Raw genomic sequence first — 25758 nt, forward strand, 5'->3', positions numbered from 1 at the left:
TTAATCTAGTTTGAGCACAGCAAGAAAAGCTTTTTGAGGGACTTCCACAGATCCAATCTGCTTCATGCGTTTCTTTCCTTCCTTCTGCTTTTCGAGTAGTTTCCTTTTACGGGAGATATCTCCACCATAACACTTGGCCGTTACATCCTTTCGCACGGCTTTAATAGTCTCTCGAGCTATAATCTTAGCTCCGATAGCTGCTTGGATCGCTATATCAAATTGCTGACGAGGTATAAGTTCCTTGAGCTTTTCGCACATGCGACGTCCAAACGCAACACTATTGTCAATATGAGTCAATGTCGAGAGTGCGTCTACCGGTTCGCCATTCAACAAAATATCTAGTTTGACTAGCTTAGCCGGTCTGAAATCACTGAGGTGATAATCAAACGAGGCATAACCTTTGGATATACTCTTGAGTTTGTCATAGAAGTCTATTACAATTTCACCTAATGGCATATCATAGAATATCTCCACTCTATCGCCTGAGATATATTCTTGCTTGACCAAAATACCTCTTTTACCAAGGCACAAAGTCATAATGGGACCTATATATGTAGTATTTGTTATGACAGAGGCTCGTATGTAGGGTTCATCGATATGATCAATCAGAGTAAGATCGGGTAAGCCGGACGGATTGTGTACTTCTTTGCAATCCCCTTTTTTGTCATATACTTTATAAGATACGTTGGGCACTGTGGTGATAACATTCATGTTAAACTCACGCTCCAAACGCTCCTGAATAATCTCCATGTGCAATAATCCCAGAAATCCGCAACGGAATCCAAATCCCAAAGCCGCAGAGCTCTCAGGTTGGAATGTCAAGGATGCATCATTAAGTTGCAGCTTTTCCAATGAAGACCTTAAATTCTCAAAATCTTCACTATCGATAGGATAGACTCCGGCAAATACCATTGGTTTTACTTCCTCAAAACCTGAGATGGCCTGCTTAGCACCGTTTGTAACGTGCGTAATGGTATCACCGACCTTGACTTCTTTACTGGTTTTAATTCCCGATATAATATAGCCTACATCACCTGTTTTCACTTCTTTACGAGGCTCCATATCCAGGCGAAGTACACCTACCTCATCAGCATCGTATTCCTTACCCGTAGCAATAAACTTGACGTGGTCACCTGTTTTGATAGACCCATTTACCACCTTATAATAAGCAATAATACCTCTAAAAGGGTTGAAGACAGAATCAAATATAAGGCATTGTAAAGGGGCATCAGGGTCTCCTTTGGGAGAAGGCACTTGCTCTATGATAGCCTTGAGTATATCCTCTACACCTTGCCCGGTCTTTCCACTGGCACGTATAATTTCCTCACGTTTACAACCCAATAGTTCAATGATCTGATCTTCCACTTCATCAGGCATTGCACTGGGTAAATCCACTTTATTTACTATAGGTATAATCTCCAGATCGTGTTCGAGTGCCATGTAAAGATTGGAGATTGTCTGAGCCTGTATGCCCTGAGCCGCATCCACAATCAATAATGCTCCCTCACACGCAGCAATCGAGCGTGATACTTCATAAGAAAAATCCACATGACCCGGAGTATCGATAAGGTTGAGTACGTAAGGGTTCCCTTCATATACATAATTCATCTGTATAGCATGACTCTTGATCGTAATGCCTCGCTCACGCTCAAGATCCATGTTATCCAACACCTGCTCTTGCAAGTCTTTACCGATAACAGTCTGTGTCGTTTCTAATAATCTGTCGGCCAAGGTACTTTTACCGTGGTCGATATGTGCAATTATGCAAAAATTTCGGATATTGTTCATCTTGTATACAAAGATATGCAATTAAGCAAAAAGAGAGTGCCGTCACTCATTTTTGTTCCAATTATCGTTCTTGAGCTATCATCCTTTATTCCGGTTTTTTTTCTTAATTCATCCGGACTAAGAGGAAAATTCCTACATGTTATTTGTGCCTTTATTTTTTTACTTTTCAAATCCTTTAACAAAGATGATTTGAATGGAAGTATTTCCTCAACTTCAAATTTGCGTCCGGGAAAGTCTGGTATGAATCTGTCTGATGAATATAAATGTGAGTCATTACTCACCTGCAAAATATTAAAAGCCAAACCAAGACTTTTGAACATCCCGGACTTCATAATTCCGGCATTAGGTTCGTAAACATATTGTCCGATTTCTTCCACATAATCAGCTTTACATCCCCCTTCTTCGTTCAATGTACTGGTAAAGATATCAATCAAATCCGTATCATCTTTAAGAATATTACTTGCAATCACAGGAATATGCTTAAAATCTTGATATGTATGTTCTAAGTCAATGTAGACGAGTATCTCCTTTACTTCGTTTTTGTGACAAAGGATGTTCAACTCCTTTGCTTGAGGTAAGGTCTTCAAAGTATGGGCTACATCCAACATAGGTGATAGTTTCACAAGTATTTTGGGTGGTATTTTCCTTTTTAAAGAATATATTTTGTTTATATCTCTGATTATTTCTACAGCATTGGGGTAGCAATCGTCAATAGCAAAAACGCGCCTATTCTTATCCCCTGTATCACGCCGTGCAGGATCCATAAAGATAAATGAAACATCATGATCAGCACAGTAATCCAAGTAAGACGTAGAATTACCATGAATAAACTCAATCATTTTATCATTGCCCAATAAGCTTGTCAGGTTATCTCGAGCTGCTTCATACAAATCTTTATCCTGCTCTATGTAGTAGCTTTTATGGGCTTTGGTAGCCATGGCCCAAAAATCAACCCCGAATCCACCAGTAAAGTCACATAATATATCTGTATCACTTATGAATCGCTGTTTATAACGAGCACATACTTCTCCTGTAGATTGCTCTAATGCAAGTTTAGTGGGGATATATATAGAAGGATTGCTATACCATGACGGTAATTTTACCATAAAATTACTCTTCAGACTTATTTGTGTAGCGACTAAGCTTCTCAGATCTGAAGGAATATCATTGGCACCTAACAAAATCCTATCGGCACCAATGTCTTTATATTTTTCAACCCAATAATTTATAAGCTCACCTTTATTCATTATACCAAGATGCGTACATTTGATAATTATGCGCAATCTTCTGATTGATTTCCTGACTTTGCTCAGGATCCACCTTCTTCACAAATTTCGCCGGGGATCCGGCATAAATTGTGTAAGGCTCTATTTGAGTCTTAGACAAAACAACGGAACCGGCGGCTACTATAGCTCCCTCACCCACTACAGCATCATCCATAACTACTGATCCCATACCTATCAGAGCATATTCTTTTATCTTAGCTCCGTGTATCACTACATTGTGCCCTACCGACACATTATCGCCTATCTCTATAGTGGACTTTTGATAGAGAGTGTGTAATACCGAACCATCTTGAATATTGACATTATTACCAATACGAATAGAATTGACATCCCCTCTGAGTACGGCATTGAACCAAATACTACATCCATCTCCCATTACTACATCACCCACAATGGTAGAGTTTTCTGCTAAAAAACACTTTTCGCCTATTACCGGAGTAAAGCCTCTGACTGATTTTATTAAAGCCATTCTTCAAACTATATTTCAAATTACTAAAGGAGTCAAAAGGTATATAAATACCTTTCAACTCCTTTTATCTTTCACCCTAAATTATATTGCAGCTGTTTTCGCTTTTAGCCATTCGGCCTCTTCTTTATTCAAGCGGGGGCTCAGCCTATCGTAAACAGTCTTTTGATAGTCATTGTACCATTTGATTTCCGATTCTGTCAATAGGCTCTTTTCGATAAGGTTATTATCGAAATAGCACATCGTCAGAGTTTCAAAACCAAAAAACTTACCAAATTCCGTTTCTGTATTCAAACGTGTTACCACAAGGTTTTCTATACGTATACCGTATTTTCCCGCACGATAAAGCCCCGGCTCATTGCTGGTGATCATTCCAGGCTCCAAAACAGTAGGATTAATCTCAGTACGGATATTTTGCGGACCTTCATGTACATTCAAGAAACAACCTACACCATGCCCCGTACCGTGTCCATAGTTGAGCCCTTCATCCCACAAAGCCTTACGCGCCAATATATCCAATTGTCCGCCACGTGTACCTTCAGGGTATTGAGCAGTAGCTATGCCGATGTGTCCTTTCATTACTAAAGTATAATCCTTTTTGAGGTCTGCACCGGGAGCGCTCAAAGCAAGTGTACGGGTAATATCCGTAGTACCGTCTTTGTACTGCCCACCACTATCAAGGAGCAATACGCCTTCAGCTTTCAGGTTAAATGCTGTTTCAGGTTTTGCTGAATAATGCACAATAGCACCATGTGCCTGATATCCGGCTATAGTATCAAAACTATCACCATAGTACTGCTCATCTTGCGCTCTGAATGAAGCAAGCTTCTCCCCTATCTCAACCTCAGAAGGAGTAGCACCTTCTTTGAGCACCTTTTCAAGCCACATAAAGAAACGAGTAAGAGCTACACCATCACGCTCCATAACATCACGTAGGCCTTTGATTTCTACATCATTTTTCACGGCCTTAAGCATAGTTACGATGGATACTCCATATATCTTTTGGCAGTGTTGTGGTATCGCTTCAAAAATTGCCTCTGAGATACGTTTGGGATCTACAAACAGCTTGACTTCTTGCCCCAGCTGTCCCAAGTAAGAAACTATCTCATGATAGTCCTTGACCTTTACACCCTCAGCCTCCAGATGAGCTATTACATCTTTATCAATCTTATGAGGGAGCACAAAAAGAATAGATTCTTTATCCGAAATATATCCATATACAACGGCTACGGGATTGAATGGAACATCATACCCCCTTATGTTAAATGCCCATGCCACCTCATCCAGCATAGTCATGATGGTAGCGTTGCATCCTTTCTTATGAAGTTTGTCTAAGACAGTCTCTATCTTTTGCTTCACCGACTTCCCGGCGTATTTATCCGGATGAGTGAATATTTTCTCTGCAGGAATAGATGGTCTATCCTTCCAAATCTCTGTAAACAGATCGATATCAGTGCGTAGCTTGATATTCTTCTGAGATAGTTGAGAACGAGTCTCCTCTGCATCGGTATGTGCATAGCAGTTACCATCGCAAGCTGCTATATCCCCTTGATTAAGTTCTTGGAGCAAAAACTCCTCTATACTTATCACTCCGGGCATCCCCATCTTGAATAATTCTATTTCTGAGCCTTTCAAGTCGCTTTCTGCCTGAAGGAAATATCTCGAGTCTGTCCATAAACCGGCTTTTTTATCTGTCACGACTACTGTACCGGCCGATCCGTCAAATCCGCTGATCCATGCTCTTCCTTTCCATCTTTCCGGAGTATATTCACTTAAGTGAGCATCGGCAGAAGGAATAATGTATGCCTTGACACCTTCTTTACTCATGGCCTCTCTAAGAGCAGAAATCTTTGCTTTTATTTCCATATGTATTAATATTTTAAGTTATTGTTTTTTTATAATTGTCTGATGTTCTTCCCGTAAAAGATCGTTGATAACCTTTACAGGATTGAATGTGGATACGGGAACTTCCACAAATATGGTGTTCCAATGGTGCATTGCTCCATTCCACAACCCAGGTAATTCCAATGCTCGCAAGCTTTTACCATCTTTACTTTTGGAAGACACAAAACCCGTTTTACTATTGCGGAATTTATCCAGATCAAAGTAGCGTCCTTGGTAATCAACAGTAGAACATACCAGATCTACGGGGTTGAAATAAGTACTTTGCTCCAGAAGCTCTTTTTGACTATCGATCTGAGTATTAATCTGTGAACTCTCAAGGATTTGCAATGAAGTACTTCCGTCTGGCTCACGCACAATAAATGGGCCTCCACCCGGCTCTCCTTCATTTTTGACCATACCGCATACACGTATGGGGCGATTGAGTTTTGCCTTCAATATCTCCAACAGATCTTTGTCATCAATTTCTTTTTGATCAGGAAACATGATACAGAAATTGTCTTTCAGGAATTGGCTCATTTCCATGAGGTCTCCATGCGACACTTTACCTGAGTCAATATGCCTGAGATAGTCAAATATTTTTTTGCGAGCTTGCATTAATATTCCGCCCAGTAGTTTCTTATTAATTATGGTAGAGCTTTTGTAAGAGTCGGGAACAACATTGTCGATATTCTTGATAAAAATCACATCATATCTCAAATCATTTACATTGCTCAGGAGAGCCCCATGCCCCCCCGGTCGGAAAAGCATATTACCGTCTTTATCTCTAAAAACATTACCATCTTCGTCCAAAGCTAATGTGTCGGTAGATGCTTTCTGGATACTGAACGAGAGATCAAAATTAACACCAAAGAAATCTTCGAACTTCATTTTCCTTTTATCCAGTACAGCCTTGAACAACTCTAAATATTCGGGAGATACAGTGTAATGAATATTGACTTCCCCCGACAAATTACGCGCATACAAAGCTCCCTCTGCAAGGTGCTCTTCTGCAGCCGTACGAACATCATTGTAGTACTTGTGAAATAAGATAATGCCTTTAGGAGAATTGCCGTAGTTGAGCCCCTTGGGCAATAATAAATTCTCTACTATAGCTTTATATTTACCTGATGTAATTAGTTTAGGTATCGTTTTCCACTCGGTACGCAAACACGCTTCATTGAGACGTTCATAGAACGCAAACTTAGTGATATTATCAAAAAAAGATACCACCGACTTTGCCTCCGGCAATTCACTCGGAGATTCCAAAAAATTATACAGATCCTTGAACATGCGGGATGCAGCTCCCGAAGCAGGAATCATTTTACAGACATGAGCATATGACGACTGCAAATATTGATCCCATATATCTAAATAAGCCGATTGTTCATTTTCATCGACTCTCATAATACCAAAATCCAATGATGCGGCATCAATAATGTTCAAATAGGGAAATCCTGTTTTAATTGATTCTATCTGGGATTTCGCATCTTCCAATGAAATACCTCGTTCTGACAGTTGTTCGATATCAGAAGGAGTAAAAAGCTCCTGATTCATGCTAAAGATGTTGTAATTAAGAGGATTATTATATCATCAAGGCTCAATAGCCAAGTCTATTCGTAAAGATAATTATTTATCTTCCATTACACAGTGGATTGATATCAAAATATTGATTTCCGGTAAATATTTTGAACCCCATTTGGAGCGAAAAATAAGATTTGAACAATGTGCTTTAAGTCAGCGAATTGGCACATACTAAAAAAAGATATAATCAGTCTCAAAATTTGACTCCTTCAATCTCAAAATTTGATCTCGTCAATCTCAAGCTTTTACCGGGTCAACTTCAAACTTTGATTTTGGTGCCATTTTTCATCCTTTTTTATGAGATAATTGACTGATGGTTTTAGTACTTCTGTTGCTTGAATTGATGATTTCAATTCATCGGAATGAGTGTAAGATATATTGCAAAAAAAGCTTTGGGAGATCATTTATTATTTCGACCAAAAACAATGCGTAAAAACAACGACTTTGGCAAAAGATAAGCACATATTAGCTCTGACATACCTATAGCCAAAATAATACCACTGATAAGGCACATCCCGAACAGTCCTATTCGCAACGAAACCAATGACATAAAATAGATGGGAAATATGTGAAATAAATAGATGACATCACTATTTTTACCCACTTCGACCAATGGTCTGAAAGCAAAGCCGGATGGAGTAAAATACTTGCAACATTGCCACACCAGGAACGAACCTGAGACTCCCGCCAGAAGTTTGAGCATGCCCACAAGAGGCTCCGCCAAATCAAGCGCCAAGGATGCCCATGATGACAGAGCAAAAAATACACCTATAAAGGCGAGTTGCAAGGCACTCAATCTAGTAGAGGCAAACTCGGCAAGTTTGAGTCCGATAAAAAAATATAACCCGTAATAAGAAACATATGATAAGAAAAATACCTGAGTATCTAAAGGGAAGAAAAGATATGAATTGCTAAAAACACCGATACGAAAGAGATAAAAAAGCCCCGCAATCAAAAGCCCGGTATTGGCCACTGCCGGCTTGAACATTACAGCAAAGATCTGTAGTATAAATAATGCAGGCAAAAACCAAAGATAATTGGAAGAACCGGTCTGAGCTTCATAAAGGGGTGATACAAACATCTGCCACGTAACACCCTCATCTGAACCTCTGAGCTGCAAAACTTGCAACAAAGTAATAAGATAAGCAAAAATAAGATAAGGAATAATGAGTCTTTTGAAAGCCCGAAGTACAACCTCACGAGACGTGTAGCGCTGTAAGGTGCGATGAAAAAGATAACCTGAAAGCATCAAAAAGAGGGGCATATGAAAGAGATATACCCACTCCTTCGACAGAGCATACCATGCGGGTTTGTCCAGCATGGATCCGAAATGGCCATAAGCCACCAGTGTGATACCGATGGCTTTGGCTATCCAGATTTCGGGTTTCTTGTCAGTAGTCATTATTTGTATTCTCGCCAACTTTTGATTTTGATATCATCCATGGAAAGATTGCAAAAGGCGATGATAAATGCCGAAGCCAAACGAGGGTTGGTAATCAATGGGATATTGAGGTCAATAGAAGCCCTACGGAGCTTATATCCATTGGTCAGTTCTCCCGGGGTGAGATTCTTATTGATGTTTACCACCATGTCGATCTCTTTGTTTCGCAAGAGATCCAAGGCTTGAGGAGTTTTTCCTTCATCATCAGGCCAATACACCAAAGTAGACTCTACACCGTTTTCCTTGAGCATATCGTGTGTACCCTGGGTAGCAAATAGGTTGTAGCCATTGCGTGCGAGTAGCTGCGAGGCTTCGAGCATCATGGCCTTCTGTTTGTATCCCCCGGATGAAAGTAAAATATTCTTTTTAGGGATTTTGTACCCCACACTCAACATGGATTTCAGTATGGCTTCGTCAGTATCATCCGCAATACAGCCCACTTCACCTGTGCTGGTCATATCTACCCCAAGCACGGGGTCGGCTTTCTGCAAACGAGTGAAAGAGAATTGTGAAGCCTTGATACCGACATAGTCGAGATCAAATTCAGTCTTACTGGGCTTTTGTACCGGTAATCCCAACATGATGCGTGTAGCAAGATCAATAAAATTGATCTTGAGTACCTTGCTGACAAACGGGAAGCTGCGTGAAGCTCTGAGGTTACACTCTATTACCTTAATGTCATTGCCTTTGGCAAGAAACTGGATGTTGAAAGGTCCTGATATATTGAGCGCATGGGCTATCTGCCGAGAGATACGCTTGACGCGTCGCACGGTCTCTACATACAGCTTTTGACCGGGGAATTGAATTGTAGCATCACCCGAGTGCACACCGGCAAACTCAATGTGTTCGCTGATGGCATAGACAATGATCTCACCATCCTTTGCCACAGCATCCATCTCTACTTCCTTAGCTCCCTCGATAAACTGGCTCACCACAACAGGGTGCTTCTTGGATACATTAGCAGCAAGCTCGAGGAATCTGGTGAGTTCCTCATCATTGGAACATACATTCATAGCTGCCCCAGACAATACATAGCTGGGACGAACGAGTACAGGGAAGCCTACCTCATCCACAAAAGACTTGATATCGTCGAGCGAAGACAACTCTTTCCAACGTGGCTGATCGATATGCAGCTTATCCAACATGGCAGAGAACTTGTGGCGGTCTTCTGCATTGTCAATGCTCATGGCTGATGTGCCCAAGATGGGGATATGTTGCTCATCGAGACGAAGGGCAAGGTTGTTGGGTATTTGACCTCCGGTAGAGACTATCACACCATGTGGAGCCTCTAAGTCCATAATATCCATGACACGCTCGAAAGAAAGTTCATCGAAATACAAACGATCGGATATATCATAATCAGTACTTACGGTCTCAGGGTTATAATTGATCATGACAGATCTCCAGCCTTCTTTACGTATAGTATTGAGTGCATTGACCCCACACCAGTCAAATTCTACAGAGCTACCTATACGGTATGCCCCCGAGCCCAAGACCACGATGGACTTACCATCTCGTTCAAAAGTAATGTCGTGAGAGGTACCACTGTAGGTAAGATAAAGATAGTTTGTATCGGCGGGATATTCTGCAGCCAAAGTATCAATCTGCTTGACTACAGGTAAAACGCCCAATGATTTTCGGTAATTACGTACCTGGAGCATAGCTGCATCCATATCGGACTCTGTGTACTTAAATACAGCACGCGCTATCTGAAAATCAGAAAATCCGGCTCTTTTACACTCCATCATCAAATCTTTGGAAACAACGGAGAGGTCATCATAAGCCTCCAGTTCGGTAGCAATGGTAATGATTTTATAAAGTTTTTCAAGGAACCATTTGTCAATCTTTGTAAGATCATGTATTTGATCTACCGTATAACCTTTACGGAAAGCCTTGCTTATAACGAAGATACGAGTATCAGTCGGTTCATTCAACGCACGGTCAATATCTTCGATTTTAAGCTCTTTGTTTTCGACAAAACCATGCATACCCTGCCCTATCATTCTGAGCCCTTTTTGTATCGCTTCCTCGAAAGTGCGACCAATGGCCATGACTTCACCCACGGACTTCATACTACTACCCAGCAGGCGTGATACTCCATGGAACTTACCCAAGTCCCAACGAGGTATTTTGCAGACTACATAGTCCAGTGCAGGCTCGAAGAAAGCAGGAGTAGTGCGAGTAACGCTATTTTTGAGATCAAATAATCCGTAGCCCAAACCCAATTTTGCAGCAACAAAAGCAAGTGGATATCCTGTAGCTTTGGAAGCTAAAGCCGAGGAGCGAGAAAGTCTTGCATTGACCTCTATCACCCTATAATCTTCACTATGCGGATCCAAAGCATACTGCACATTACACTCACCCACAATACCAATGTGGCGAATGATACGAATAGCGAGTTCACGAAGTTTGTGATATTCACTATTGGTCAATGTTTGAGAAGGTGCAATGACTATACTTTCACCCGTATGAATGCCCAGAGGATCGAAGTTCTCCATGTTACATACCGTGATACAATTGTCATATTGATCTCGTACCACTTCATATTCAACCTCTTTCCATCCTTTGAGACTTTTCTCAACCAAAACCTGAGGGCTGAAAGAAAATGCTTTTTGGCAAAGGACATCCAACTCCGATTCATTGTCACAAAATCCGCTACCGAGTCCGCCTAATGCATAAGCTGCTCTGATAATTACCGGATATCCCAAACGCTCAGCAGCACGACGAGCATCCTCCATGTTTTCGACTGCTTCGCTTTGTATAGTTTTTACATTGATTTCGTCAAGCTTATGAACAAACAGTTCGCGGTCTTCGGTATCCATAATGGCTTGCACAGGGGTACCCAATACCTCAACATTATATTTCTGTAGCACGCCGGACTTGAATAGTTCTACACCGCAATTGAGAGCCGTTTGGCCACCGAAAGCAAGCAGGATACCATCCGGACGTTCTTTGGCGATTACTTTTTCTACAAAGAATGGGGTTACAGGCAAAAAGTATATCTCGTCTGCGATACCTTCTGAGGTTTGTACCGTAGCAATGTTAGGATTTACAAGTACAGTCTTTATACCTTCCTCTCTGATAGCTTTGAGCGCTTGAGAACCTGAGTAGTCAAACTCACCGGCTTCGCCGATCTTGAGAGCACCCGAGCCTAAGAGCAATACTTTTTCTATCTTATTTTTATCAATCATAATGCTTCGTCTGTAATTTGGAGTGAGTTTAGATAAGTTTTAGGAATTCATCGAAGATAAACATTGTATCCGTAGGACCGCCACATGCTTCGGGGTGAAACTGTGTAGAGAAGAATGGTTTGGTTTTGTGTCTTATCCCTTCATTGGTACCGTCATTGAGATTGATATATTTTTCTTCCCAGTCCTCTCCCAAACTTGAAGGATCTACAGCATAACCATGGTTTTGGCTCGTGATAAAGCATTTGTTTGTACCCACTTCTCTTACAGGCTGGTTGTGACTTCTGTGACCATACTTCATCTTATAAATATTGGCTCCGGCAGCAGCAGCAAGCAATTGATTACCCATACAGATACCACAGATAGGCTTGGAGCCGTTGATGGCCACTTTGAGATGATCGACTGTGGTCTTACACATGGTAGGATCACCCGGACCATTACTCAAAAACAAACCATCAAAATCAATTTGATTGAAATCATAATCCCACGGCACCTTATATAGAGTTACATCGGGATTGATCAGGTTACGCACAATATTATCTTTCGCTCCGCAATCTACCAATACTACTTTTTTAGGGCCATCACCATAAGTGATAACTTCTTTTACAGAAACCTCTGCAACCTGATTGATTGTATTAGGATCAAAGAAATCAATATCATCGCCTCCTTCTAAAACAATCTTACCTTTCATAGAACCATCTTCACGTAGATGTTTCGCCAAAGCTCGAGTATCTATACCCGTAATTCCCACAACATCTTCTCTCTTGAGCCACTCAGCAAGGCTTTCTCTGGCATTCCAATGGCTATAAACCTCAGAGTAATCAGACACAATGATTGCTTCCATATGAATCTTGTCACTCTCGAGCCAAGATGAGATGCCATGATCATCATTTTGTTTCGCATCGGGAACACCATAATTTCCGACAAGAGGATAAGTCATTACCATTAACTGACCACGATAACTAGGATCTGTGAGACTTTCGGGATATCCCGTCATAGCTGTGTTAAAGACGACTTCGCCGGCAGAAGCCCTCTCGCTGCCGAAAGAATACCCCTCAAAGCAGGTACCGTCACTAAGGATAAGGCTTGCTTTTCTTCTTGTTTGCATAGATTGATTTTCTATATTTGTTTAGTTCAAATAATCTTGTTCCATGTAGTGAATGAAAGCTTCATTCACAAGGTGGTATCCACCGGGAGTAGGATAATCACCGGTAAAGTACCAATCACCCGGGTGGTTGGGAATAGCTTTGTGTAACCCCTCTATAGATTGAAAAAGAATCTGCACATCAGCTTTGATAAAATCAGGCTTTAGCAATTCTACCATTTTAGCTGATAGTTCTTCTTGTTTGAAAGGCTCATATACTCTTTTCACTACATTTTCTACCGGCACTTCCCATGGTTCATCACGGAGTTGCAGTGCTTTTTCGTACTGCTCTTTGAGGATGTATTCTTCATTCCTCTCTTGCAGTAGAGCCACTGCTGCTCTGAAAGCAATAAATTCATTCATCCTACTCATATCAATTCCGTAATAATCGGGATATCTAATCTGCGGAGAACTTGAAACAATCACAATCTTCTTAGGCTCCAATCTGTCCATGATACCAATGATACTTTGTTTGAGTGTAGTGCCCCTAACGATGCTATCATCGATAATGACAAGATTATCTACACCCGGTGTTACTGTGCCATAGGTAATATCATATACGTGGGCAGCCAGATCATCACGACTCTTACCTTCGGTGATAAAAGTGCGGAGTTTGATATCTTTGATAGCGACCTTTTCACTTCTTACTCTTTTTCCCAGCAATGTTTGAAGTTCAGACTCACTCATATGCGGATTCTTACGGATAACCTCAATCTTGTTTTGAATTAGATGATTGGTAAGTCCCTCCAGCATTCCATAATATGCGACCTCCGCGGTATTGGGAATAAAAGAGAATACAGAGTGATCCAAATCATAGTTTACGGATTTGAGTATCGATTCGGTAAGATTATATCCCAATGCTTTTCTTTCCCTGTAGATATCTTCATCACTACCTCTTGAGAAATATATGCGTTCAAATGAACATGGCTTATATTCTTTGGGGGATAATATCTGTTCGGTTTTTGCAACACCAGCTCTATTAACAATCAATGCTTCTCCGGGCTTGAGCTCTTTTATCTTGTCTGAAGACACATTCATTACTGTTTGAATGACAGGACGCTCGGATGCTGCAACGATCACCTCATCATCAATGTAATAAAACCCGGGACGTATGCCCCAAGGATCACGCATAGCATAGCTCTCACCACTTCCTGTGATACCACACATAACATATCCTCCATCCCAAAGATGAGCAGAGGTTTTGAGAACGTTAGAGATATCTATGCGATCTTCAATGTAGTTGGTAATATCCATCCCTTGAAGTTGCTCCTCATCTTTACTAATTTTATAAAGACGCTCCACTTCCCTATCAAGTCGGTGTCCAAGCTGCTCCAGCAGGATGTGCATATCAGAGACATGTCGAGGGTGTTGCCCCACAGATGTAATCTCATCAAAGATATTCTGCACGTTGGTAAGATTGAAATTACCGCATATTGTAAGGCATTTTGCTCGCCAGTTACTCCTTCTTATCATTGGATGCACAAATGTAAGTCCACTCTTACCTGTTGTACTGTATCTCAAATGGCCCATATAACACTGTCCGGCATAAGGCAGAGCAGTATCAATAAATACTTCATCATTCAACTCAGCATACGAATAAGGAGCAAGTTTGCTGTGCACGCTATCGAATATTACTTTGATAGCATCACTACCCATAGCACGCTCTCTAAAGAGATATTCATCACCGGGCTTTGAATTGAGCTTGACACAAGCAAGTCCGGCACCTTCCTGACCTCTATTGTGTTGCTTTTCCATGAGCAAATACAGCTTATTAAGACCATACATCCATGTACCATATTTTTCTTGGTAATATGACAATGGTTTTCTAAGTCTTACCATGGCAATGCCGCATTCATGTTTTAATGGTTCCATTTTTCGATCGATTGTTATTAAAATCAAAAAGAGTAAAGAGAACTGATCAGTATAACTACCTAACCAAACTCTTTACTCTCTTATTCATCGTTTTGTTATTTTCTCTTTTAGGTTCAACTCAACTTTATTTGCGATTTTGTTGTCTTTTCATCGCCTCCTGCTGCTTTTGAGCATCTTCAAGTCTTTGCATCCATTTAGACTTCTTCTGAGGTTTCTTTTTATTCTTTTCTAATTGAATCAAAAGCTTCTCTTCATTGATTGCATATTGGAAGGCAAAATATTGAATAATTGTAAACAGAAGCGATATGAAGTAGTAATAACTCAAACCTGACGCATTCTGATTCAGCACAAAGAAGAACATGATGGACATGATGTACGGCAACCACTTCATTCCCGGCATAGCTTCCTGACCGCTACTGTTTTGAGTCATCATATACTTATTATAAACAAGGTTTGCCAATGTCATCAACAAACAGAACAAACTGATATGATTACCCATGAATTTAGTTATCAACGGAATATTACCACTCCAGCTGATCACTGCATCATACGTCGAGAGGTCTTTTGCCCACAAAAAGCTTTCGCCACGAAGCTCAATGGATGTAGGGAAATACATATAAAGAGCAATAAGGAATGGCATTTGCAACAGCATAGGTAAGCATCCACTCATAGGACTGGCTCCGGCAGCTTTATAAAGCTTCATGGTTTCCTGCTGTTTTTTCATCATTGTGCTCTGGTCTTTGCCGGGATATTTCTTACCTATTTCTTCCACTTGAGGCTTCAAAACTCGCATTTTTGCCTGGGACAAATAACTCTTGTATGTAAAGGGAGACAAGAATAATTTGATAAGAATAGTGAGCAACAGTATGATAATTCCCCAATTAGAGATAAAATTCTGCAACCAATTAACAACAGGAATAACCATATATTGATTGATCAGGCGAAATACGCTTCCACCCAAATAAACCAGATGATCAAGATTCAATTCATCTTTTACATCCACGCCTTTGTCATAAGACTTGAGGAGCGAGTATTTATTGGGTCCCATAAAGAAAGTAAAGTTAGCAACATCATTGCTTCTCACTTGGAATGGGAAACTACTTCTAACATGGCAATCTTTGATATAACCTGATCCTTCAGACAAAGTCTTAAGTGTATACTTATTATCCTCCATAGGTTTCTCGCTGATAAGTACCGTGCTGAAGTATTTATCTTTGAATGCAACCCAACGTACAGATTCCTTCACATCTTTTTTCTTCTCTTCACCGGCTTTAAACTCTTCTACATTACCACCGGGAAATCTATAAGAGATAGAAGAATATTGATTTTCAAACTTCCATGATTGCTCATGTTGCGGAATCTTCTGTGACCATTCCAAGTCCTGAATGGTCATATTGGAAGGCAATATTTTATTTAAGTTATGACCTGAAATACTAAATTTGAGTCTGTAATCATCAGGCATAAGTATATATGAAAAATCAAGATAACTATCAGTATCTATATTTAACCTCATCACCAAGGAACTATCGCTCTTTTGTATAGGAGAGAAATATAACTCTGAAGTATTGAGGAGTTTATTATCAAATGTACGAAGTGGGAGATTAAAGCTAAAATCGTTATCATTGAATAGCATCAAAGGTTTGCCACCATATGAATTATAATCCAATAATTGTGCGCTTTTCAAAGATCCACCCAATGTAGCCAATTGCACTTTCACCTTTTTATTTTGCAGTGTGACTACTTTGTCAGATCCTTTCTGAAGATACATTGGCGTATTGGTTACAGCTAAAGAATCATTAGAAAGAGTATCAGCTATTGCTTTTTCCTTCAAAGTATCAGCTACGGTTGTATTTTCTGCTGTAGTATGTAGGGTATCTATTACCTCCTTAGGTGATTGGGTAGGAACCGGATTAGGTTTGTTCAACCAACTGAATCCAAGTAGAACCAGTCCTATAAGAACTATACCTATAATTGTGTTTTTATCCATTTATAATTTTTAATGTAACAGTTTTTATTCGTGTATTAGCACGTTTGCTGCCTATCGTAATTTATTTGTTATTGGATTATTTTTTAATAGCCTCTTTGATAAAGCTCAAAAACAACGGATTGGGATTTACCACGGTGCTGTTATATTCAGGATGAAACTGAACTCCTATATACCATCTCAGGGCAGGTATCTCCACAGCTTCCACCAAACCTGTATCAGGATTTTCACCCACACATATCATACCATTCTTTTCAAAATCTTCTCTATATTGGCTGTTGAACTCGAAACGGTGACGATGCCTTTCGTGAATAAAACTCTTTCCATATGCTTCAGCAAGCTTTGAGCCTTTCTTAAGAATACAGTCATATCCTCCCAATCTCATCGAACCACCCATATCTGTAATAGTCTTTTGCTCTTCCATGAGATCTATCACTTTATATGCAGTGTTAGGGCTGATTTCAGTAGTGTGTGCTTCTTTATAACCTAAAACATTACGAGCAAATTCAATGACCATGCACTGCATACCCAGGCAAATGCCTAAAGTAGGGATATCATGCTCTCGAGTATATTTCAATGCTATAAATTTACCTTCTATTCCTCTGGAACCAAACCCGGGAGCAATAACCACTCCATCCATACCATGTAGAAGTTCCGCTACATTTTCTTCCGTAACTTTTTCACTGTGTATTGACACCAGATTAAGTTTCCTATTATTATAAATAGCGGCTTGCAAGAGAGACTCATCAATAGATTTATAAGCATCTTGCAATTCAACATACTTACCCACCAGGGCTATATTCACAACCTCTGATGCATTATATTTCATTTGAAGAAACTCATGCCATTGTTTCATCTCAGGCTTTGTACCTACTTCTAACCCCACCTTTCTAAGGAGAGTTTCATCCATGCCTTGTTTTGCCAATACGAGAGGTACCTCATAAATAGTAGGTACATCCATACTCTGAATCACAGAGTCTGGTGATACATTACAAAAAAGAGCTACTTTTCTGATAATATCCTGACTCAACTCATGCTCTGTTCTCAGAACCAAAATATCCGGCTGGATACCTACTTCCTGAAGTTGTTTTACGGAGTGCTGTGTAGGTTTAGTTTTCACTTCGCCCGCTGCAGCAATATAGGGTACATACGTCAAATGTATGCAAATACAATTCTGGCCCAACTCCCATTTGAGTTGGCGCACACTTTCAAGATAAGGCAAGGACTCAATATCACCTACCGTACCACCGATCTCAGTGATCACAAAGTCAAATTGTTTTTTCTGCCCCAACAATTTCACATTACGCTTTATCTCATCCGTAATATGAGGTACCACCTGCACTGTTTTGCCCAGATAATCACCTTTTCTTTCTTTACGAATAACATTTTGATAAATACGACCCGTAGTGATATTGTTAGCTCTTGAAGTAGCTATATTAAGAAATCTTTCATAATGACCTAAATCCAAATCTGCCTCGTGCCCATCATCCGTCACATAACACTCTCCATGTTCATAGGGATTGAGTGTTCCCGGATCAATATTAATATAAGGGTCAAATTTCTGAATGGTTACCTTGTACCCGCGAGCCTGTAATAATTTGCCCAATGATGCAGCTACAATCCCTTTGCCTAATGAGGAAACAACTCCCCCGGTCACGAATATGTACTTTGTTTCAGTCACTGATTTACCTTTTAAATGGTTTTATAAAGCTTGAAACTATTATTGATAATTCATATAGTCCCATAATACGCTGTGCAAAGTTAAACTATTCTCACGTAAAAAAACACTTGTAATGTGTTAATGATTGCATATTTTCGACCATCTTGCGGTACATCAAGGTTTTGCAAGACAACATTTCATATAAAAAACTCACACCGACCCTTTACATTTAAACTCCTGCAATTACAGCATCACGCATGAGGTTGATTACGCTTGATAATATTCCCCTTTTTACCAATGAATCCTTGTCTTCATCGAAGTTCTCTAGAAATTCATCTAAACCTCCTTGATATTCGGCAACAGAGAGTTTGTAAAAATTATATGCCTGATCTATTCTATTGAGCAATAAAGCCGTATGGCCGGCATTCAAATAATCGGGAGCTCTATTTTTATTCTCTTCATTTTTTATAATCTTAAGATAATATTCCATAGCTCTCTCATACTGACCACTCATTACAAGACACCATGCAATAGGTCTCTGAGTACGCAACGACTCCTCCACCGTGAGTTCGTATTCATAGTAAGAGTTCAATGCTTTGTCCCATTGGTTAAGAGCCATACGGCACGATGCTATACGCAGTAATAGATTTTTATTCTTAGGATTGAGTAGTTTACATTGTTCATACAATTCTATAGCCTCTTCTATTCTCCCCAAATGATGGCAACATTCAGCTCGTTGACGTGTAATCCAATAATTATTACCCGTAATAATATCTGCACGGTCATATGCTGCGAGTGCATCTTGCCATCTACAAACTTTCTGATATGCCCAGCCGAGTTTCTGGAAATACTGCGAATTATCATGCTCCAAGCCCGTAAGCTCTTCTAATAACAAGGCAGCTTCAGCAAAACGGTTTTGTGACATGAGCATATCAGCTATCTGCTCTTTGAAATCACCGGAACCTAAGATATCTCGCATCAATGGCAAATCCGGAGTTAGGCTTTGCTCAAAGATATCATCAAATTCATTTTTACGATCAAATAGCTTATAAAAGCGATACAATGACTCAATATAGTTCTTGACGGCATGTTTGTAATTCCCTCCCGGAACGCCCGCTTCTGACATTTGTTTCAATTGATCTTTCATGGCTCCTATATTGGCATTAAGAGACTCTATAGCCTGAGATCTCATTGAATATGGCATCATCTCCAAAGTCAGAATGAAAGAGTAACAATCAGAGTCACAGAGTTGACCTGTCATCAGATCTATATTTTCATTGGCATGATCTGTTTGCAACGTCGCCAATACCCTACTATGATTTCGATCAAATGGTAAAAACCAATTGGGAAGTTCTCTGAAGAAAGAACTTCCTTTAAGGTTCATAAAGGAAGTATACATTACATCCGCACCTTGTTGCTGCAGTTCACTAAATTCTCTTATAGCGGAGTCCAGACCTGCATCTTCAATAGCTTTTATCCATTGAGGATCCGATCCCGGCTCCATAGACAAGTCTATGATTTCACCGGCTCCCCTCATCTTATTAATATCCGGAGTAATATTTTTAAGCCCCTCAATGAGCTCATTTTGCATCTTTTCAGATATTTTTTCGGTCTGTCTTGCTCCAAAAAGTTTTTTTACAACAATCCTTACATCATCAGGACGAGTATTACCACTGTCCCATACAGCATCCCAATAAGGTTCAAGTTTATGGGCGTGAAGCTTGATAAGATCAGGGTATTGGCTGAATATGATGGAAATACCCACCCATAATCTTGCCTTCACTGATTCGGTCATGGGTTTGGATAAAGCCTTGAGCAAAAACAAAACCTTAGAGATGTCCCAATGAAACTGTAATCCCAGAGTGATGGCGGATATGGCCACCAACTTGATATATTCATCACTATCCATAAGCAGATCTGATTCTATATCGGTAATTTGCTCCGATATCCAGATATTGTAAAATAATTCATTCACAGAACGGTCATAATCTTGCCTCGTTGAGGAAGAAGATATTAGCTGCAAGGTCTTGTTAATAGAATTATCTGTAACACCAATCCTAAATCTCAGTTGGCTGTAGTACAGACTACCTGTACTACTCATCTCTCTCTCTTTGATCACCTGCTGTGCTATGTAAAATATCTCCTCTTTGAGATAATCGAGGACTTTGGCTCTCTCCGGATCTTCTACAGCTTTGGTAAAATACAATAACAGATTCTTATAAATCTCCTCTTTTTCATCCAAAACCGATGTATACTTAGTGCCGTAAGGACCTATATTGGCTCTGATTTGACCAATAGCTTGCTCCAAACGATCATCAAGAAGCAATGACGCAATTCTCAGGAATTCTTTATTCATAAAATATAGTTATATACAAAGATACTAATCTTAATCTTACCCTTTAGTTTACTCCATCAATATCTTTAGGTGTAATAAAAACATTTCTTATATATTAAATAAGACTTTATAATTCAATAGTGTTCACAAAACCTATGCCGTACAAAAAGGCTTTAGGCATAGACTCAAGTTATATATTAACAATCAGTTGATTCATTACAACCTGATTAAAATAAAGTATTTCGACTCTCTCCTTAGTTCAAATATAATTTTTATAAGAATATTTAGGCTTTTTGCACAACTTATTGGAGTAACGATAAGTTTTGTAAGAAAGGTCAAATGTGTACGCATGTCAATATGACACGAATAAACAACACTTTGACATCATTTTATTATGAGGTATATAGTTTGTTTTTCTTTTTTAAAAAGATTAATTTATGAATATTAACAGCTATACAATCAAATCACAAGAAGCTTTACAGCATGCTGTAGAGCTTACAAGGCGAGAAGGCCATCAAGCCATTGAGGCCCAGCACATGCTCAAAAGCATTATCGATACCGACGAGAGTCTGGTGGAATTTTTATTCTCTAAATTAGGTATTCAAAAGCAACGTGTATTAGATGCAACAGAAAAACTAATATCTAAACTTCCGCATGTAAGCGGAGGAGAGCCTTATATTGGTAGGGATCTTAACACTATCCTACAGAAAGCTGAAGATAAAGCCCACGATCTCAAAGATGAATATGTAGCATTGGAACACATTCTCTTGGCCATGCTTGCGGTGAAAAACGAAGCAGGGCAAATGCTCAAGGATATGGGAGCCTCTGAGAGTGCTTTGTCCAAAGCTATTGCTGAGCTCAGACAAGGCAACAGAGTAACAAGTCAGAGCGCAGAAGATCAATACAACGCCTTGGGCAAATATGCAATCAATCTTTGTGAAAGAGCAAGAGATGGCAAATTGGATCCCGTTATAGGACGTGATGAAGAGATCAGACGAGTGCTCCAAATATTATCACGCAGGACCAAAAACAACCCAATTCTCATCGGTGAGCCCGGTGTAGGAAAAACTGCTATTGCAGAAGGACTTGCATATCGTATAGTACGTGGAGATGTACCGGAAAATCTCAAAAACAAACAAATATTTTCTTTGGACATGGGAGCCCTCATCGCAGGTGCTAAGTACAAAGGGGAATTTGAAGAGAGATTAAAAGCCGTAGTCAATGAGGTGACCCAATCACAAGGTGGAATTATTTTATTTATTGATGAAATACACACGCTCGTAGGCGCAGGAAAAAGTGAAGGCGCTATGGATGCCGCTAATATTTTGAAACCTGCTTTGGCAAGAGGCGAACTCAGATCCATAGGTGCAACTACTTTGGACGAATATCGTAAATACTTTGAGAAAGACAAGGCTTTGGAGCGTCGTTTTCAGATGGTAATGGTAGATGAGCCCGATGAGTTGAGCTCCATATCCATTTTACGTGGGCTCAAAGAAAAATACGAAAACCATCACAAGGTTCGTATCAAAGACGATGCTATCATTGCTGCAGTTCAGCTTTCAAGCAGGTATATTACTGACCGTTTCTTGCCTGACAAAGCTATTGACCTGATGGATGAGGCTGCTGCCAGATTAAGAATGCAAGTGGACTCTTTACCGGAAGAACTGGATGAGATATCTCGCCGTATCAAACAATTGGAGATCGAACGTGAGGCCATCAAAAGAGAAAACGACACCGTAAAGCTCGAGCATCTCAATCATGAGATTGCAGCTTTGAAGGATCAGGAAAGCTCTCAACTGGCTCGCTGGAAAAACGAACAGGAACAGATCAATAAAATTCAGCAAAATAAAATAGACATTGAGGAACTTAAGTTCCAGGCCGACAAAGCCGAGCGAGAAGGAGACTATGGTAAAGTAGCTGAAATACGTTACGGACAGCTCAAGCAAAAAGAGGATGAGATAGCTCAGATCCAACAAAGGCTCAATGAGTTGCAAGGCGGAAATGCCATGATCAAAGAAGAGGTAGATACCGAGGATATCGCTGACATTGTATCTCGTTGGACAGGGATTCCGGTAAGCAAAATGCTCCAAAGTGAAAGAGACAAACTCCTTCATCTCGAAGATGAATTACACAAACGTGTTATTGGTCAGGATCAGGCCATCAAAGCTGTAGCCGATGCTGTAAGGAGAAGCCGTGCAGGACTTCAGGATCCCAAGCGACCGATAGGATCGTTTATCTTTCTTGGGACTACAGGAGTCGGTAAAACAGAGCTAGCCAAAGCTCTTGCCGAATTTCTTTTTGATGATGAGAATATGATGACTCGTATTGATATGAGTGAGTACCAAGAGAAGTTCAGTGCCACAAGGCTGATAGGAGCGCCTCCCGGATATGTTGGATATGATGAGGGAGGACAACTTACCGAGGCAATCAGAAGAAAACCCTACTCTGTAGTGCTTTTCGATGAAATTGAGAAAGCACACCCTGATGTTTTCAACGTACTGCTACAAGTATTGGATGACGGCAGGCTTACAGATAACAAGGGCCGTGTAGTAAACTTCAAGAATACTATCATTATTATGACTTCAAATATGGGGTCCGATCTTATTCGAGAAAACATGAGTTTACTCACCCCTGACAATGAAGAAGATGTTATTGAAAAAACAAAGAATCAGGTATTGGATCTGTTGAAAAGGACAATCAGACCTGAGTTTCTCAATCGCATTGATGAGACTATAGTATTCAGACCTCTCAATGAAAAAGAGATCAAAGAGATCGTGAAACTTCAGTTTGATCAAATCATCAAGTTGGTTGGTGTAAACGGCATCAAACTTCATTATACTGACAAAGCCCTGGATTTTGTTTCAGAAGAGGGATTTGATCCTGAGTTCGGAGCCAGACCAGTCAAACGTGTCCTCCAAAAATATGTTTTGAATGAGTTATCCAAGGAGATTCTTTCAGGAGCTGTCAAGAGTGACTCATCTATCACTATAGATTACTCCTCTGAAAATCACTCTTTGATCTTCAAGAACAGCTAATTTCCCCTGAGATATATCCTTTTAAAATGACCGAAACAGAGTTTTACACCCTGTTTTCGGTCATTTTTGTTTGTACATAGCCTACCTTTAATCTATTTATGAAACCCTTTCGTTACATTTGTAGGTCTCATTAAAATAATACTAAAATGAAATACGGCTTTATCAAAGTGGCTGCTGCCGTTCCTTTTGTCAAGGTAGCAGATTGCAATTACAATATTGAGAGGATTGAAAAAATGATCTTTGATGCTGACAGCAAAGGTGTAGAAATCATAGCCTTTCCTGAACTTTGCATCACAGGCTACACTTGTGGAGATCTATTGCTCCATCCCTATCTTATTGATAAAGCAGCGGAGTGTTTGTGCCGACTGGTCGAGCGTACCAAAGAGTGTGAACTAATGGCTATCGTAGGAATGCCTGTAAGAGTGGAGGAAAAGCTGTTCAATGCTGCTGTAGCATTCCAAAAAGGCAAAATCCTGGGAGCTATACCCAAAAGCTACTTACCCAATTACAGGGAATTTCAAGAAGCACGTTGGTTTACTCCCGCCCGTGACCTCAAGTTCTCCATTGCACACATAGGTTCATTCGATGTGCCCATAGGTCATAATATTATTTTCAGCTCCGGTAATATTGGTATCGGAGTAGAGATATGCGAGGATATGTGGACACCTTATACCCCCGGTACACGACTATCTCTTTACGGAGCAGAGATTATCTTCAACTTATCAGCCAGTAATGAAAACGCCGGCAAACACACCTATTTACGATCACTCATCAGCGGACTTTCATCCCAAAGTCTTTGCGGGTATGTCTATAGTTCTTGCGGATATGGAGAGAGTTCCACCGATTTGGTATACACAGGTAAAGCCTTCATAGCAGAGTGTGGTAAAATTATAGAAGAGATGAAGCGGTTTGAATATAGTGAGAGGATGCTTATCAATGATATCGATGTTTCTTATATACAAAATGAACGCCTTATCAACTCAAGTTTCAAAGCTGCTGTCTCGGACTATGCAACCGAGGAGCTTACAGAGATTCCTTTTATGTTGAAATCAGAAGGCCATTCTGCCCCCATAACACGATCAGTAGAAAAAAATCCTTTCTTGCCCGATAATATCCATAGAGCCGAACGCTCCCAAGAGATTTATGATATCCAGGTATGCGGTCTGGCCCAAAGGCTCAAACACATACACAGTGACCACGCTGTGATAGGGATTTCGGGAGGTCTGGACTCTACACTCGCACTTCTGGTCACTGTAGGAGCTTTTGATTTTCTTGGTATACCTCGCGAAAATATTATCGGGATTACAATGCCCGGCTTTGGTACTACTTCACAAACATATAATAATGCACTGGATATGATGAAATATCTGGGTATTACCGCCAAAGATATTGATATCACAGATGCTTGCATGAGACACTTCTCCGATATTGGTCATGACCCCGAAGTACATGATACTACTTACGAAAATGCACAAGCTCGTGAGCGTACCCAAATCCTGATGGATACGGCGAACAAATACTATGCACCTGTCATCGGCACAGGCGATTTGTCTGAACTAGCTTTGGGTTGGTGCACTTTCAATGGCGATCATATGTCCATGTATTCAGTAAATGCAGGTGTTCCCAAAACATCAGTTCAGCTGATAGTGAGGCATCTTGCAGACACAGACTACTTCGGCAATGACACGTCCAAAACACTCAGAAGCGTGCTTGATACTCCTATAAGTCCTGAACTTAAACCTAAAAGTAATAATGGAGAAATGACACAGATCACCGAAAACATTGTGGGGCCTTATGAGCTGCATGATTTCTTCATCTATCATTTTCTTTACAACGAGTACAAGCCGGAAAAGATCTTTTATCTGGCCCAAGTAGCTTTCGAGGGGCAATATACCAAAAAAGAGATCAAGAAATGGATGAAAACATTCTACCATAGATTTTTCTCCCAGCAGTACAAACGCAACTGTATGCCCGACGGGCCCAAAGTAAGCCGTATAAGCCTATCACCAAGGGGGGACTGGCGCATGCCCAGCGATGCCAGCAGTGCTATGTGGTTAGAAGAAATAGATTCTTTCTCCGAAGAATAAATCTTGC

Annotated in this window: 14 protein-coding genes; 2 read left to right on the forward strand and 12 right to left on the reverse strand. The window is 40.2% G+C overall.

Annotated features, from left to right (window positions below; translation table 11 throughout):
- The 12 genes from lepA to VYJ22_RS08015 all read right to left on the reverse strand — a co-directional run bounded on the left by lepA (nucleotide 1) and on the right by VYJ22_RS08015 (nucleotide 20650).
- Nucleotides 1-1788: a translation elongation factor 4 gene (lepA, locus tag VYJ22_RS07960; protein WP_329903417.1), complete on the reverse strand. Its 1788-nt coding sequence runs from the start codon at nucleotides 1786-1788 to the stop codon at nucleotides 1-3.
- A complete protein-coding gene (locus VYJ22_RS07965; protein ID WP_329903418.1) occupies nucleotides 1785-3035 on the reverse strand; it encodes a class I SAM-dependent methyltransferase in 1251 nt (416 codons plus the stop codon). The genes lepA and VYJ22_RS07965 overlap by 4 nt, the downstream gene beginning before the upstream one ends.
- A complete protein-coding gene (locus VYJ22_RS07970; protein WP_329903420.1) occupies nucleotides 3028-3543 on the reverse strand; it encodes a gamma carbonic anhydrase family protein in 516 nt (171 codons plus the stop codon). Before VYJ22_RS07970 ends, VYJ22_RS07965 begins: the two co-directional genes overlap by 8 nt.
- A gap of 81 nt (nucleotides 3544-3624) precedes the next feature.
- Nucleotides 3625-5412, reverse strand: a complete 1788-nt coding sequence (locus tag VYJ22_RS07975; RefSeq protein WP_407989470.1) for an aminopeptidase P family N-terminal domain-containing protein — start codon at nucleotides 5410-5412, stop codon at nucleotides 3625-3627.
- 12 nt (nucleotides 5413-5424) lie between these two features.
- On the reverse strand, nucleotides 5425-6978 hold the full coding sequence (locus VYJ22_RS07980) for a DUF4301 family protein (protein WP_329903423.1): 1554 nt from the start codon (nucleotides 6976-6978) through the stop codon (nucleotides 5425-5427).
- A 427-nt stretch (nucleotides 6979-7405) separates the two neighbouring features.
- The gene (locus tag VYJ22_RS07985) at nucleotides 7406-8407 is read right to left on the reverse strand and encodes an acyltransferase family protein (protein ID WP_329903425.1); all 1002 of its coding nucleotides are present in this window, start codon (nucleotides 8405-8407) and stop codon (nucleotides 7406-7408) included.
- Complete coding sequence (gene carB / locus VYJ22_RS07990; RefSeq protein WP_329903426.1) at nucleotides 8407-11637, reverse strand: carbamoyl-phosphate synthase (glutamine-hydrolyzing) large subunit; 3231 nt, start codon at nucleotides 11635-11637, stop codon at nucleotides 8407-8409. The genes VYJ22_RS07985 and carB overlap by 1 nt, the downstream gene beginning before the upstream one ends.
- A gap of 28 nt (nucleotides 11638-11665) precedes the next feature.
- Nucleotides 11666-12742 carry a glutamine-hydrolyzing carbamoyl-phosphate synthase small subunit gene (gene carA, locus VYJ22_RS07995; protein WP_329903427.1) on the reverse strand — a complete coding sequence of 359 codons (1077 nt, stop codon included), beginning with the start codon at nucleotides 12740-12742 and terminating at the stop codon, nucleotides 11666-11668.
- Nucleotides 12743-12763: 21 nt separating this feature from the next.
- The gene (locus VYJ22_RS08000) at nucleotides 12764-14650 is read right to left on the reverse strand and encodes an amidophosphoribosyltransferase (RefSeq protein ID WP_329903428.1); all 1887 of its coding nucleotides are present in this window, start codon (nucleotides 14648-14650) and stop codon (nucleotides 12764-12766) included.
- Nucleotides 14651-14774: 124 nt separating this feature from the next.
- Nucleotides 14775-16637, reverse strand: coding sequence for a membrane protein insertase YidC (gene yidC / locus VYJ22_RS08005; protein WP_329903429.1), 1863 nt, complete (start codon nucleotides 16635-16637; stop codon nucleotides 14775-14777).
- A 76-nt stretch (nucleotides 16638-16713) separates the two neighbouring features.
- Nucleotides 16714-18315, reverse strand: a complete 1602-nt coding sequence (locus tag VYJ22_RS08010) for a CTP synthase (RefSeq protein WP_329903431.1) — start codon at nucleotides 18313-18315, stop codon at nucleotides 16714-16716.
- Nucleotides 18316-18523: 208 nt separating this feature from the next.
- Complete coding sequence (locus VYJ22_RS08015; RefSeq protein WP_329903432.1) at nucleotides 18524-20650, reverse strand: tetratricopeptide repeat protein; 2127 nt, start codon at nucleotides 20648-20650, stop codon at nucleotides 18524-18526.
- 416 nt (nucleotides 20651-21066) lie between these two features.
- Here VYJ22_RS08015 and clpB point away from each other — a divergent pair, with 416 nt between their 5' ends.
- Nucleotides 21067-23664: an ATP-dependent chaperone ClpB gene (clpB, locus tag VYJ22_RS08020; RefSeq protein ID WP_329903433.1), complete on the forward strand. Its 2598-nt coding sequence runs from the start codon at nucleotides 21067-21069 to the stop codon at nucleotides 23662-23664.
- A gap of 146 nt (nucleotides 23665-23810) precedes the next feature.
- Complete coding sequence (locus tag VYJ22_RS08025) at nucleotides 23811-25751, forward strand: NAD(+) synthase (protein WP_329903435.1); 1941 nt, start codon at nucleotides 23811-23813, stop codon at nucleotides 25749-25751.
- Nucleotides 25752-25758: the final 7 nt, after the last annotated feature.

The sequence above is a fragment of the Porphyromonas pogonae genome (genome assembly GCF_036320655.1).
GTDB lineage: Bacteria > Bacteroidota > Bacteroidia > Bacteroidales > Porphyromonadaceae > Porphyromonas > Porphyromonas pogonae.